The sequence below is a fragment of the Modestobacter muralis genome (assembly GCF_010682105.1).
Taxonomy (GTDB): Bacteria; Actinomycetota; Actinomycetes; order Mycobacteriales; family Geodermatophilaceae; genus Modestobacter; species Modestobacter muralis.
Genome location: NZ_JAAGWH010000013.1, coordinates 1 through 14,099, shown reverse-complemented (window position 1 = coordinate 14,099; position 14,099 = coordinate 1). Strand labels below are relative to the sequence as shown.

Sequence of the window (14,099 nt, the reverse complement as noted above, 5' to 3'; positions counted from 1 at the left end):
GCAGGGCGTCAGTGTGCGTGGCCTGGTCAGTGGTTCCCAACAGGAAGCCCACCACCTGTCCCGCACCGGCCCCCGCGTCGACGGCGACCAGGGCTATCCCATGGGGTAGGCGGAGGAAGGTCCGGTGCCAACACCGAAGGAATCGCTCGCCCATCGAGGGGAAGAGGCCGACCGGAAGCAACAGCACGTGCGCCTGAGCGGTCGCAGAGAGGTCAGCAGCTTCCGCCGGCCTGATCACGAAACGATCCGGTACTACTATGCGACCCGGGTACATGCCTCTTCAGACGAGCCGCGCGGCCGGGGTGTTCCACAGTCAGGCCACTGGCCCGCCCATCAGCAAGCTCGGCCCGTTCCCGGTACGGGTGTACGCGGTCAGTCCGGTCTGAAGCGGCACCGAAGCTGAGAGAACCTCAGGACTGCCAGGCCGCCCTGGGCCACGATGTCTCCGTCGGGCACCACGATGGCCGTGTAGCCGGTCGGGGCAGCCTGCAGGACCGCGCGGTCGGTCTCAAGAGCGCGCATCCGTGCAGCGGCCACCTCAGTGGCCGGTACCTCTTCGGTCGTGTAAGACGCCGCATTGGTCGGCACGAGGAGCACCTGTGCCCCGGCGGTCACGGCGGCGCGGGTGCGGTCGGCGAAGAAGACCTCGTAGGAGATCACCACGCCGAGTGGACCCGCTGGCGTGCTGAGCAGCACTGGTCCTCGCCCGGGGATGGCGTCCAGTGGCACCAGGGAGGTCACGTCGCTCAGCCGCTCGAACACTGCCCGGCCCGGCATGTACTCCCCGAAGGGCACCCGGTGCACCTTCTCGTACCGGTCGACGATGCGGCCGTCCGTCTCCCAGGCCTCCGCGGCGTTCCGGAACCCGGTCGCATAGGACTCGCTGAGGCCGGCGACGACTGTGGCCTGGGTGCGGCGGGCGAGTTAGGCGACTCGCTCGGCTTCTCTGGTCTGAGCCACCGGCCCGGAGACGGCGATGCTGCTCTCCGGCCACAGCACGAGGTCCAGCCCGGGCGGGAGACCCTCGCTCTGCTGGAACTGTCATTCCGTGACGGTGTCAGGGTCACTGGCGACGGCGGGAATTCCGCGCGGGCCACCGCCCTGGACGAGGGCGACCTGCAGCCGCCCCACGGGAGCCTCCTCCGGTCGTGCGATCACCAGCCCGGCTGTGGCCCCGGCCGCCAGTGCACCCACGATGACCAGTGCCCGCGGTCGTCGGCCACCGGCAGCAACCCCGGTCACCGCCGCGCCCGCTGCTGCCCCCAGCCCGAGCACCAGCAGTGCACCGCCCAGCGGAGCAGCTGGGGAGAAGGGCCCATCGAGCTGCCCCAGGGCCATCCCCGGGATGGGGAAGCCGCCGAAGGGGAACCGTGCTCGCAGGGCCTCCAGGACGACCAACGGTGCCGGAACGGTCCACCAGCGGCCCGGACACGGGTCCACCAGCACCATCGCCGCGGCGAAGAGGACGACCTCGATGACCAGGACGCCGGCGAAGCCGGCGGGATGAAAGCCGGTGAGCCAGCTCAGCGTGAGGGAGAAGAAGGCGGCACCCGTGACCACGCCCTGGACGGCTCGCTGTCGCCACGACCCGCCGAGCAGTGCCCACGTCAGCAATGCCGTGCCGAGCGGCAGCAGGTACCAGGCTGACCGCGGAGGCATCCCGGCGGCGATCGCCGCACCTGACACGGCCGCTGCAAGCAGGCGCGCCTCACCTGGCCACCACCGGCCAGGCTTGGCGGCCTGTCGGTCGCTGGCGGTCGCTCGTTCGGGCGCTCCAACCGATGCCGCCTGGCCGCTCGCCACGGACACGCCGCTCCTCGCCAGGGTCCGGCGGCGCTGCAGCTGAAGCGGGAGCACGCTTGAGGGTGAGCGGTCAGCTCGCGGCTTCAGTCCCACTGGTGGCGGGGGATCTCGTGCCGCTCAGCCGGGGACATGTCGGTGCGGCTGGGGCCGCCGCTCCAGTGCGTCGCCCGGTGGGGGCCGCGCAGGCAGTGTCAGTCCCAGCAAGTCCGCCGGAACAGCCTGTGGGGGCTGGCGCAGTCTCCTCCACGCTTGGCGCTACTCCTCGCTGTCGCATCACAGGGGGGACAGTCGGGACGCCGACGCTGACATGGCTGTGGTCCGGTCTGGTCGCTGCAGTCAACCGGGTGGCGGTGATCAGCTCGGTGTCGGGCTCGACCACGCAAGAACGCCACGCCAACTCGGGACGTTGGGTTCTACTGCTGACTCGACGTACCGGGCACAGTTCGCCCTGAGAAACAGATCCTGTGTGCAGTCTGGTCTCGCGGGCGTGGGCGCTGGCAGTGCCGATGTTCGGCAAGGCCGTACCTGCTCTCCGGCCAACGAACAATCGGCGGCGCCGGACTGACTCCGCGCTGGATCATCGCGCAGTTCCTGAGGAGAATCGATGAATCACGGAAAGCACCTGTATGTGATGGTCGGCTTCGCTGTGTTGGCGGGCGTGCTGTGGTTGACCGGTGCCGCGAGCGGTGGCTCGCTGGGGCTCCTCTGGCTGGGTGCCTGCGCGTTCATGATGTTCTTCATGATGCGTGGAATGGGCGGCAGCCAGGATGGCGGGGATGAAAGCGATGAGTCGGAGCGGCACGTCGAGCACCGACACTGATCGGCCACCGGATCGCGCCGCGTGGGCGTCTGAACGGCAGGTCGCCGCCATTTCGCCGGCGAGGGCGGTCAGCGCGGCAGCCGCGGACAGTGGTGTCGGCGGGGTGCGTTCGTCCACGCCGTCAGTGCTGTTCGATTGGCTCACGAAGGCCATCCGGTCCACGTCGAGTGGGACTGCCGGGCAGTGGCCGTGGAGCTGCAGCCGGTCCACCGGCTGTCAGAAGTCGAGTCCCGGTGCATGTCGACGAGAATCGGTGGGCAGGCAGCGGCCACCGTTCACGTCGACCCCGTCGGCGGGCCAGCGGCGAGCGATGAGCGCTTCTCGATGAGCCCTGCTGTGGAGGTCACCCCGTCCACCTCAACGGGTCGGCCGGCGCCGCTGCGCATGTTGTGGATCACGGCCGCCCTCGGAGGCTGCTTCCTGGGGGTGCGGTGGGGGCTGCGGGACGCCCCACTGCTGTGGCTCGCTGCGCTGCGTGCCCTTCTGGGCGGGACGGCCTTGGCGCTACTCGCCGCCGTGCAGCGTCGACCGCTGCCCCGGTCCGCGCGTACCTGGGGGACGGTCGCGGCGTTGGGCGTGGTGAACGTCAGCCTGGCCTTCGCCGCCATGTTCGCGGGCATCGACGGATTGGCCACCGGCACCGCCGCTGTGCTCGCCAATGCCCAGCCGCTGCTGATCCTCTTGCCCGCTTGGTGGCTCTACGGGGAACGGGTGTCAGCGCGGACCGGCGTCGCGCTGGTGCTGGGTTTCGGCGGGCTGCTGGTGGTCGCCGTCCCCGGCGGTGGCGGTTCCGGGGCGTTGTTGTCCCTTCTCGCGGCGCTCGCGGTCACTGCCGGGACGTTGCTCGTGCGTCGGCTGGGTGGTGTCGACGTGGTGGTGGCCAGTGCGGCGCACCTGCTGATCGGGGGAGTGGTGCTGGCCGTCGTCGCCGTGATGGTGGAGGGCGCGCCGCAGATCGACTGGACGCCACGATTCCTCGCCGTCCTGGCCTTCCTCGGCCTGATCGCCACCGCGGCGACGACGCTGGCCTGGTTCGTCGAGACCCAGCGCTGCCCTCTCTCAACTCTGACCCCGTGGATGTTCCTCGTACCGGTCTTCGGTCTGCTGATCGGCATCGCCGTGTTGGGCGAGCGTCCTGATGGCTGGACCGTCGCGGGCATCGTCCTGGTCCTGGCGAGCATGCGGCTGGCGCTGACCCAGCGCGGTGCCGCGACCGCCGGGCCCGGTCACCTGCACATCGCGGACGCGGCTCGGCCGGGCCGGAAGAGCGAGATGCAGCCGCCGTGACGACGAGTACGGACGTCGTCGCGTGGACGTCGTTCCTCCCTGAGCCGCGAGGCAGCGCCGGGCGGACGGCGGATGGCCCCACTCCGTTCCGGGTGTCCCGCAAGCCGCCTTCCTGGAGGACCTGACATGTGCTTTTCCGCGACCGCGAGTTTCACCGCAGGAACCGCGCTCACCGCGGTGGGAATGGTGACGGTGTACAGGTCGAGGGGCAGGAGCGAGTTGCCGCTTGCGGCGGTCCCGTTGCTGTTCGGGTTGCAGCAGCTCACCGAAGGACTTCTCTGGGTGGGTCTCGACAACGACCTGACTGGGCTGCAGTCGTGGTCGACCTACGTCTTCTCGCTGTTCTCCCACGTGCTGTGGCCGATGTTCATCCCGTTCGCCTTCCTGCTGGTCGAGCCGGTGCGATGGCGGCGAAGGGCGATCAGCGTCTTCCTGGCGCTCGGTATCGGAGTAGGCCTCTATCTCCTCTACTTCCTCGTCCGGTTCCCGGTCAGCGCCCATGTGCACGAGCGGAGCATCTCCTACGACTCGCCGCACTTCTACATCGCCGGGGTTCTGGTGATCTACCTGCTGGCGACCTGCTTCACCGGGCTGTTCTCCAGTCATCGGTGCGTCCGGATCTTCGGAGTCCTGGCATTCGTGCTGGCGATCGCTGCGGTCCTGGTGTCGATCATGACGTTCGTCTCGGTGTGGTGCTTCTTCGCTGCCCTGCTGAGCCTCCTCATCCTCATCCACTTCAGCGGACCGATGCAGGCAGCACGGACCGACCCGCGGGAACGGGCGACCGAACGGGTCCCGTCGTGATGCCGGTCCTGCTGTCCGCGTGCCGGGACCTTCGGCTCGGGCCCTGAGTCGGAGGCCCCTACGCCCCGCGCATCGAGGGGACGACAGTGGCCGTAGTGATCAAGCGGCAGCCATGGGTTGCCGGCGTGGCGATCCAGCGCCGCCACCACGACCGCGCTCGACAACGCCCTACCCGGAGGGTCCTGTGAGTTCCACATCCACATCCACGACCACCGTCATCGAGGTGTCGAACCTGCTGCGGGCCTCGTCGAAGGCTGTCGTCGAGGCCGGCCTGTCGCGCCGGCCCGGTGTGCTCGAGGTGGTGATGAACCCGGTGGCCCAGACCGCCACCGTCATCTTCGAACCCGGGCAGACATCGGTGGCCGACCTCGTCGGCTGGGTCCGGGACTGCGGTTACCACTGCTCGGGACGCTCTGTTCCTGAGCACGTGTGCGATCCCATGGCTGGATCGTCGAAGAGGGAGATGGACATGTCGGCACCGATGGGTGCCGGCAGCCCTGAGGCGGTGCGCTCGGCGCCACCAGGTCCTGCGGGGCACGCTCATGGCCGGCCTGGTCAGGGTGACGAGCACGCGGGCCGGGCTCCGCAGGAGGTGATGGGGCACGGCGGCGGCCACGGCATGTCGATGGACGCCATGGTGCGCAACATGCGCAACCGCTTCCTCGTAGCTGCGCTGCTCGCGATCCCCATCCTGCTCTGGTCGCCGATCGGCTCGGACGTGCTGGGGTTCACCGTCGCGGCGCCGTTCGGGCTCCGCACCGATGTGTTCTCCCTGCTGCTGACCCTGCCGGTCATCTTCTACTCGGCATGGATCTTCTTCGACGGCGCGTACCGGGCGCTACGGGCACGGACGCTGGACATGATGGTGCTGGTGGCGGTCGCCGTAGGGGCCGGCTGGGTGTACAGCGTCGTCGTCACCCTGACCGGCGGCGGTGAGGTGTTCTACGAGGCCGCTACCGTCCTCACCGCCTTCGTGCTGCTGGGGCACTGGTTCGAGATGCGGGCACGCGGCGGAGCGAACGAGGCCATCCGGACCCTGCTCGAGCTCGCCCCGGCGAAGGCGGTGGTGGTGCGGAACGGCGAGCCGGTCGAGATGCCGACCGCCGACGTCGTGGTCGGGGATCTGTTGCTCATCCGTCCGGGCGGCAAGATCGCAGCGGACGGCACCGTCGAGGACGGCGTGTCCGAGGTCGACGAGTCGATGCTGACCGGGGAGAGCCTGCCGGTGACCAAGGGCCCCGGTGCCGCGGTCATCGGAGCCTCGATCAACACCACCGGCACGTTGCGGGTCCGGGCCACCAAGGTCGGATCCGACACCGCGCTGGCGCAGATCGTGACCCTCGTGCAGGAGGCGCAGAACTCCAAGGCACCCGGCCAGCGCCTCGCCGACCGGGCGGCCTTCTGGCTGGTGTTCGTCGCCCTGATCGGTGGGACCGGGACCTTCCTCGTGTGGTGGCTGACCGGGTCCAGCGTGCAAGCCGCTCTCCTGTTCGCCATCACCGTCGTGGTCATCACCTGCCCCGACGCACTGGGACTGGCCACGCCGACAGCGATCATGGTGGGGACCGGGCTGGGTGCTCAGCGAGGCGTGCTGTTCAAGAACGCCACCGCGCTGGAGACCTCGGCCCGGATCGACACCGTCGTGATGGACAAGACCGGCACCCTGACCAAGGGAGAACCCGAAGTCACCGACGTGGTCGCCGACGGCATGTCCGAAGACGACCTGTTGGCCCTGGTGGCCGCGGTCGAGCGCGAGTCCGAGCACCCGTTGGCCGGCGCGATCGTCCGCTACGCCGAGGACCGTGGCGTGGCGTCGCCGCCACTGACCGGCTTCCGGAGTGTCCCTGGCCAGGGTGCGGCCGCAGACGTGGCCGGGCGGCACGTGCTGGTCGGCAACCGCAAGCTGATGGCGGCCGAAGGTGTGGAGGTGGCCGCCCTGCTCACGCGCCGCGACGAGCTGGCTGCGACCGGCCGGACCGCGGTGCTGGTGGCCGTCGACGGCCGTGGTGCCGGGGTCATCGCCCTGGCCGACGCAGTCCGGCCAACGTCCGCCGCAGCCGTATCGGCCCTGCACGACGCAGGCGTCGAGGTGGTCATGCTGAGCGGTGACAACCAGGCGACGGCTGCCCGGATCGCCGGCCAGCTCGGGATCGACATCGTGATCGCCGAGGTGCTGCCCGGGGACAAGGCCACCAAGGTCGCCGAGCTGCAGGAGGCCGGCAAGCGGGTGGCCATGGTCGGTGACGGCGTCAACGACGCCCCCGCGCTGGCACAGGCGGACGTGGGCATCGCGATCGGCGCGGGCACGGACGTCGCCATCGACACCGCCGATGTGGTGCTCATGCGATCGGATCCGTTGGACGTGTCGGTGGCGCTGCTGATCGGCAGGGGAACGCTGCGCAAGATGCGGCAGAACCTGGGCTGGGCGATCGGTTACAACGTCGTCGCCCTGCCCATCGGCGCCGGCGTGTTCGCGCCCGCCTTCGGGCTGGTGCTGCGCCCGGAGATCGCCGCCTTGTCGATGGCGGGGTCCAGCCTGATCGTCGCCGTGAACGCCCTGCTGCTCAAGCGCCTCAAGCTGCCGCGGTCCGCGCAGCCACCAGCAGCGGCGCCTGCACCGGTCGGCCGTGTCCCGGCGGAACCGGTGGGTCAGCGATGACCGGGCTCGCGAGCCGCGTGGCCACCGAGAGATCTGAGGAGCACATGGACGTCCTGGAAGCACCAGCCGTCACGCTCCCCTCCGCCCGGGGTCCGCTCGACCCGGCGGAGCTGGAGCGCATCCACGCGTGGTGGCGGGCCGCGAACTACCTGTCGGTGGGGCAGATCTACCTGATGGGCAACCCCTTGCTGCGGGAGCCGTTGCTCCGTGAGCACGTGAAGCCGCGGCTGCTCGGCCACTGGGGCACCACGCCGGGACTGAACTTCATCTACGCCCATCTCAACCGCGCCATCGCCGCCCGCGACCTGGACATGATGTACGTCATGGGTCCCGGCCACGGTGGCCCAGGACCGGTGGCCTCGGCGTGGTTGGAAGGCACCTACAGCGAGGTCTACGCCGAGGTCTCCCAGGACCTGGCCGGGATGCAGCGGCTGTTCACCCAGTTCTCCTTCCCCGGTGGGATACCCAGCCATGTTGCCCCGGAGACACCCGGGTCGATCCACGAGGGCGGCGAGCTCGGCTACTCCTTGTCCCACGCCTACGGCGCGGCGTTCGACAACCCCGACCTGATCGTCGCCGCGGTCGTCGGTGACGGGGAGGCCGAGACCGGTCCGCTGGCGGCCAGCTGGCATTCGAACAAGTTCGTCGATCCGCGCCGGGACGGCACCGTGCTGCCCATCCTGCACCTCAACGGCTACAAGATCGCCAGCCCGACCGTGCTGGACCGGATCAGCCGCGAGGAACTGGACCACCTGCTGCGCGGGTACGGGCACACCCCGCACCTCGTGGAGGGCGACGATCCAGCGCTCATGCACCAGCAGTTCGCGGCGGCCCTGGACCAGTGCCTGGACGACATCGCGGAGATCAAACGCCGGGCCCGCGACGGGGTCAGTGAACGGCCGCGCTGGCCGATGATCGTGCTGCGGTCGCCGAAGGGCTGGACTGGCCCCGCGGAGGTCGACGGCCTGAAGGTGGAGGGCTCCTGGCGCTCGCACCAGGTGCCCTTCACCGACGCTCGGGACAACGACGCGCACCGGACCGTGGTGGAGAAGTGGCTGCGCAGCTACCGGCCCGAAGAGCTCTTCGAGGGCGACGGCGCCCCGGTGCCCGCGATCCGGGACCTGCACCCGGCGGGGGACCGGCGGATGAGCGCCAACCCGCACGCCAACGGTGGCGTGCTGCTGCGCGCCCTGCGGATGCCGGACTTCCGGGAGTACGCCGTCCCGGTCGACGATCCCGGCACCGGCGCCGTGGAGTCGACCCGGGTGCTGGGCACCTTCCTGCGCGACGTCATGCGCGCCAACATGACGAACTTCCGGGTCTTCGCTCCCGACGAGAACAACTCCAACCGGCTGGGTGCTGTGCTGGAGGCCACCGACCGGGCGTGGAACGCGCAGAGGGCGCCCGACGACGTCAGTCTCGCCGCGGACGGCCGGGTGATGGAAATCCTGTCGGAGCACACCCTCCAGGGCTGGGTCGAGGGCTACCTGCTGACCGGCCGGCACGGCCTCTTCTCCTGCTACGAGGCCTTCGTGCACATCGTCGACTCGATGTTCAACCAGCACGCCAAGTGGTTGAAGGTCACCGACTCCATCCCGTGGCGACGTCCGGTCGCGTCGCTGAACTACCTGTTGACCTCGCACGTCTGGCGTCAGGACAACAACGGGTTCTCCCACCAGGATCCCGGCTTCATCGACCACGTGGTGAACAAGGGGCCCGATGTGATCCGGGTCTACCTGCCGCCGGACGCCAACACCTTGCTCTCGACGGCTGCGCACTGCCTGGCCAGCCGTCAGTACGTCAACGTGATCGTCGCCGGCAAGCAGCCGCAACTGCAGTACCTGGGCATGCAGGACGCGATCGTGCACTGCACCAAGGGGATCGGCATCTGGGAGTGGGCCAGCACCGACGCCGGCACGGAGCCCGACGTCGTCATGGCCTGCGCCGGGGACGTACCCACCATGGAGACCCTTGCGGCCGTCGAGATCCTGCGCGGCTGGTTTCCCGACCTGCGGGTCCGGGTGGTCAACGTGGTCGACCTGATGCGGCTCGTTGACGACCGGGAGCACCCGCACGGGATCTCCGACCGGGAGTTCGACTCGTTGTTCAGCACCGACAAGCCGGTGGTCTTCGCCTACCACGGGTATCCGACGCTGATCCACCGGCTGACCTATCGGCGTGCGAACCACGGCAACATGCACGTCCGCGGCTACGTCGAGGAGGGCACGACGACCACGCCGTTCGACATGTGCGTGTTGAACCGGATCGACCGGTTCAACCTTGCCATCGACGTCCTGGACCGGGTACCGCGGCTGCAGGCGATCTCCGCGCACGCCCGGGAGAGCCTCCACGACAAGCTGATCGAGCACCGTCAGTACATCCGGGTGCACGGGGAGGACATGCCCGAGATCCGCGACTGGGAGTGGTCCGCAGTCGCAGGCCCGAGTACGCAGGTCGGGAACCAGCCGCTGGTCGAGCCGGTCCAGCGGTGCGGGTCCTGATGGTCGACAGCGGCTCAGGCGCCGGCGCCCGCGTGGTCGTCCCGACCGCTCGGGAGGGCTTGGGCACCAGCGGCCGATCACGCATCGTCCTGGCCGCTGGTCGCACTGGACAGCTCACCGGCCATGCGGCGAGCCGGGCATGGTGACCGTGCCTCCCCAGGCACGACCGGCGCCGTGAGGGAACCCGACGATCCGCCTGCCTCCCGGCTCGGGCCCCTCGGGGCCGCGCCACCATACGGTGCGGTGATCTTCGCATCCGAGGTGGTCGTCGACACGTCAGCCATCCGCGCCGCCGCCTGGCAGGAGCTCTTCGCCGCTGTGCTGACCGGCAGCGGCGCCGGGGCGGCGACGGTCGCGCAACCGTCCGGGACGGCCGCTGATGGCCGGAGGTACCTCGATCAACGGTCTCCCGAGGCCGTGGTGATCGCGTTCCTCTCCGACAACCACATGACGATGCCGATGGGGCACCCCGATGACCCGCCCGGCACCCGCTCAGTCAACGGCCTGGCGGCCCACCACGACCAGATGTACCTGCGGCTGCTGACAGAACGCCCTCCGCGGGTGTCCCCCGGCGCCATCGATCTGCTCCGCAGGCTCAGAGCGGGACATGTGCCCACCGGGCTCGTCGTCGGCCGGGAGCACAGTGTGCTGGCGGCCTTGCCGGAGCTACAGGGACTGTTGGACGTCGTCGTGGGTCATGCCCCGGTCGATGGACCTCGCATGTCCCACGAGCCGGCCCCGGCGTTGTTCCTCGACGTCGCCCAGCGGCTGGAGGTCCCGCCAGCCGGCGTCGCCGTGGTGGAGGGCACAGCTGCAGGCGTGCGCGCTGCCCGGGCCGCCCACGTCGGTCTGGTGGTCGGCATCAGCCGCGCCGGGCACCGCAGAGATCTGGAAGCCGCGGGGGCGCAGCTCGTCGTCGACGACCTGGGCGAGCTGGACCTCGGTGTGCTGCGGACCGATCCATGGCTGCTGGTCTACGAGGGATTCGACCCGGCCCACGAGGGACACCGGGAGGCACTGACCACTCTGGGCAACGGGTACGCCGGGACCCGGGGGGCCGCCCCTGAGTCCTCCGCCGACGGTACGCACTACCCGGGCACCTATCTGGCCGGGATCTACAACCGGCTCACCAGCACCGTCCAGGGCCGCCAGGTGGAGGACGAGCACCTGGTCAATGTCCACAACTGGCTCCCGCTGGACGTTCGGATCGAGGACGGCGGTTGGTGGTCCGACGGCGGCTTGACCGAACGGTCCGAGCGTCGCGAACTGGACCTGCGTCGCGGCCTGCTGACCCGTCACGTCCAGCTGACCGACCGGGCCGGACGACGCCTGCAACTCACCCAGCGCCGGCTCGTGTCCATGGAGCACCCGCACCTCGCTGCCCTGGAGACCACCCTGCTCGCCCTGGGCTGGAGCGGTCAGGTCAGCGTGCGGTCCGGGATCGACGCCGGGATCACCAACTCCAACGTCGCCGAGTACGCGGCGCTGGCTGATCGGCACCTGGACCGCGTCACGGTCCAGCAGCCGGACCCGGAGACGCTCCTGGTTCAGGCAGCGACCACGCAGAGCCGGATCACGGTCTCGACCGCAGCGCGCACCGTCGTGCATGGGGCCTCCGTGCCGACGCCTCGCCGGCTCGAGTCCGGCCCCGAGGGACGGCACGCGCACCGGGTCGAGGTCGGGTTGCGTGATGGGCTGCCCGTGGTGATCGACAAGACCGTCGCGATGGCGACCTCGCGGGATCGCGCGATCGCCGCACCCGGGCTCGGCACCCTCGACGAGCTGGCCCGCGCTCCGGCCGGGGTCAGCGGCCTGCTACCCGGGCACGTAGCGGCCTGGCAACGGCTCTGGGACCGCTTCGGGGTGACCCTCGACAGCGACCGGGAGACGCAGTTGGTGCTCAACCTGCACGTGTTCCACCAACTGCAGACCATCTCACCGCACACCGCAGAGCTCGATGTCGGCGTTCCCGCTCGCGGACTACACGGGGAGGGCTACCGCGGGCACGTGTTCTGGGACGAGCTGTTCGTCCTCCCCTCGATCACCACACACCTACCCGAAGTGAGCAGGGCACTCCTGGACTACCGCTGGCGACGCCTGCCTGCAGCCCGCCAGGCAGCAGCCCATGCCGGCCTGTCTGGAGCGCTGTTCCCGTGGCAGAGCGGCAGCGACGGCCGGGAGGAGACGCCGGCCCAGCTGTTCAACGCGCGGTCGCAGCGGTGGATGCCGGACAACTCACGCCGCCAACGACACGTCAGCCTGGCCGTCGCCTACAACGCGTGGCAGTACTACCAGGGCACCGGCGACAGGACCTGGCTGGCCGATCGTGGCGCGGAGCTGATCATCGACGTCGCTCGGCTCTTCGTCTCGCTGGGCACCCACGATCCGGCTACCGACCGATACCACATCGCCGGGGTGATGGGTCCTGACGAGTACCACGACGGCTACCCCGACGCCCCCGGCGAAGGCCTGCGTGACAACGCCTACACCAACGTCCTCGCCGCCTGGATCTGCCAGCGCGCCGGCGAGGTCCTGACCGTCCTGGCCGGTCACGATCGCGAGGAGGTCGTCGCCCGGCTCAGGATCCGTCCTGGGGAGCCGGCCACCTGGGCGCGGCTGAGCCATCGGCTGGGCGTGCCCTTCCTGGCCGACGGCGTCATCAGCCAGTTCGACGGGTACGACGCCCTCGCCGAGCTCGACTGGGATCGGTACGAGCAGACGTACGGCAACATCGGGCGGCTCGATCTGATCCTGGAGGCCGAGGGGGACACCACCAACCGCTACAGGCTCGCCAAACAGGCCGACGTGCTGATGCTGATCTACCTGCTCGGGCCGGACGAGCTGCTTGCGGTGCTGAACCGGCTCGGCTACCCCGCCACGACCGACACGCTCGTCCGCACCATCGACTTCTACCTTGCCCGGACTGCACACGGCTCCACCTTGAGCCGCGTGGTGCACGCCTCGGTCCTGGCCCGTATCGACCCGACCCGCGCCTGGAGCACCTTTCGTGAAGCTCTGGTCGCCGACCTCGATGACACCCAGGGGGGCACCACCGAGGAGGGCATCCACCTCGGCGCCATGGCCGGCACGGTCGACATCGTCACGCGCGCGTTCGCCGGCATGCAGATCCACGGCGGCACCGTGGCATTCGCCCCGCGGCTGCCCGCCGAGCTGCGCAGCGCGCGGTTCCAGATCCAGTACCGCGGTCAGCGCCTCGACGTCATCCTCCACCACGACCGACTGCTCGTCACCGCACGAGAATGTGCGGCTGCCGCTCCGGTTCGCATCGACGTGGCGGGAGCCACATTCTCACTCGGCGCTGGCCAGGCTCATGAGTTCTGGCTGGGCGGAGTTCCCAGAGAACCCGAGCGCCCGGCAGGCTCCGTACAAGAGAGGGTCGGGCTCGGCTTGCCGACCGGCCCTGCGGTTCGGCAGGGGAGAGCTTGAGGCTCTCGCGTGCTGCCGGTCCGCACGATGCTCGCTGTCCTACCGTTCGCCGACCGGGCTGGCGCAGTACCTGACCGGGCTACGTCCTGGCTGCGCCGAGCGCATGCTGGCGCACGTTGACTGGACGCCGAGGGGTGCTGGTCGGTCGCCGGCGGCTGCTCAGCCACGGGCGCCTGGCGGGCCGGGACACGTGTTGATCCCTCCTGTGGACCAGGAGCTCGAGCACTCGGCCGCATCCTGCTACGCGGCACACCCGCGTAGCTACGATCCCTCCTGGAGTTCGTTCGCCTCGCCGTCGAAGAAGGACACGAGGCGGTCGCGACCACCTCGGTGCGCTGGGTCTCGCGTCCAGGCTCTCCCCAGCGCATCTTCTTCATCGTCGAGCTCGACCACAGCGAGCTGTTGACCCCTCACCACGCCAGGTCCGGTTCGACACCGTTCAGCAAGCGGTGAAGCCGTGCCGCCAGCATCCAGAGCGGCTCGCCAGACTTCGACCGGCGAACACAGGAGGCGGGGCAGGCGTTCGCCGATGCTTCCCGGCACGGCCTGCCCACCGGCCGGTGGTGCTGTCTGCGGGACCCTTGGGTCACCTCGGGGCCGACGTGATCGACCCAGACCTGCCGGAGGACGTCGCCGGCTGCTACCGAGCCAGCAACCCAGTCGGGGGACTGCGGCAAGACCGACCCCAGCGACTAGGTCGAGCTCACGACAGGCCACCGCATCGACCTGTGCTGCTGGTAGGTCCGGAAGTGCTGTGCTGGCCGCATCGGCTTGATCA

The 14,099-nt window shown here is 69.8% G+C and carries 7 protein-coding genes and 1 pseudogene; 6 read left to right on the top strand and 2 right to left on the bottom strand.

The features are described from left to right. Positions 1-372: 372 nt before the first annotated feature. Both GCU67_RS21635 and GCU67_RS21630 read right to left on the bottom strand, forming a co-directional pair. Positions 373-864: pseudogene (locus GCU67_RS21635) on the bottom strand (nitrilase-related carbon-nitrogen hydrolase); the annotation flags it as partial. Positions 865-1,041: 177 nt separating this feature from the next. Then, positions 1,042-1,659: a hypothetical protein gene (locus GCU67_RS21630; RefSeq protein WP_246214577.1), complete on the bottom strand. Its 618-nt coding sequence runs from the start codon at positions 1,657-1,659 to the stop codon at positions 1,042-1,044. Between the two features lie 748 nt (positions 1,660-2,407). Between GCU67_RS21630 and GCU67_RS04105 the strand changes: the two genes are divergently transcribed. The 6 genes from GCU67_RS04105 to GCU67_RS04080 all read left to right on the top strand — a co-directional run bounded on the left by GCU67_RS04105 (position 2,408) and on the right by GCU67_RS04080 (position 13,321). Next, the gene (locus GCU67_RS04105) at positions 2,408-2,623 is read left to right on the top strand and encodes a DUF2933 domain-containing protein (protein ID WP_163609827.1); all 216 of its coding nucleotides are present in this window, start codon (positions 2,408-2,410) and stop codon (positions 2,621-2,623) included. Between the two features lie 189 nt (positions 2,624-2,812). Beyond that, positions 2,813-3,910, top strand: a complete 1,098-nt coding sequence (locus tag GCU67_RS04100) for a DMT family transporter (RefSeq protein WP_211660753.1) — start codon at positions 2,813-2,815, stop codon at positions 3,908-3,910. 72 nt (positions 3,911-3,982) lie between these two features. Next, on the top strand, positions 3,983-4,714 hold the full coding sequence (locus GCU67_RS04095) for a DUF6629 family protein (protein ID WP_338104757.1): 732 nt from the start codon (positions 3,983-3,985) through the stop codon (positions 4,712-4,714). A gap of 223 nt (positions 4,715-4,937) precedes the next feature. Further along, positions 4,938-7,373, top strand: a complete 2,436-nt coding sequence (locus GCU67_RS04090) for a heavy metal translocating P-type ATPase (protein WP_211660751.1) — start codon at positions 4,938-4,940, stop codon at positions 7,371-7,373. Further along, positions 7,370-9,874 (top strand): phosphoketolase family protein, encoded by a 2,505-nt coding sequence (locus GCU67_RS04085; RefSeq protein WP_246214576.1) that lies wholly within the window; start codon positions 7,370-7,372, stop codon positions 9,872-9,874. Before GCU67_RS04090 ends, GCU67_RS04085 begins: the two co-directional genes overlap by 4 nt. Before the next feature lie 243 nt (positions 9,875-10,117). Next, positions 10,118-13,321, top strand: coding sequence for a glycosyl hydrolase family 65 domain-containing protein (locus GCU67_RS04080; protein WP_211660750.1), 3,204 nt, complete (start codon positions 10,118-10,120; stop codon positions 13,319-13,321). Positions 13,322-14,099: the final 778 nt, after the last annotated feature.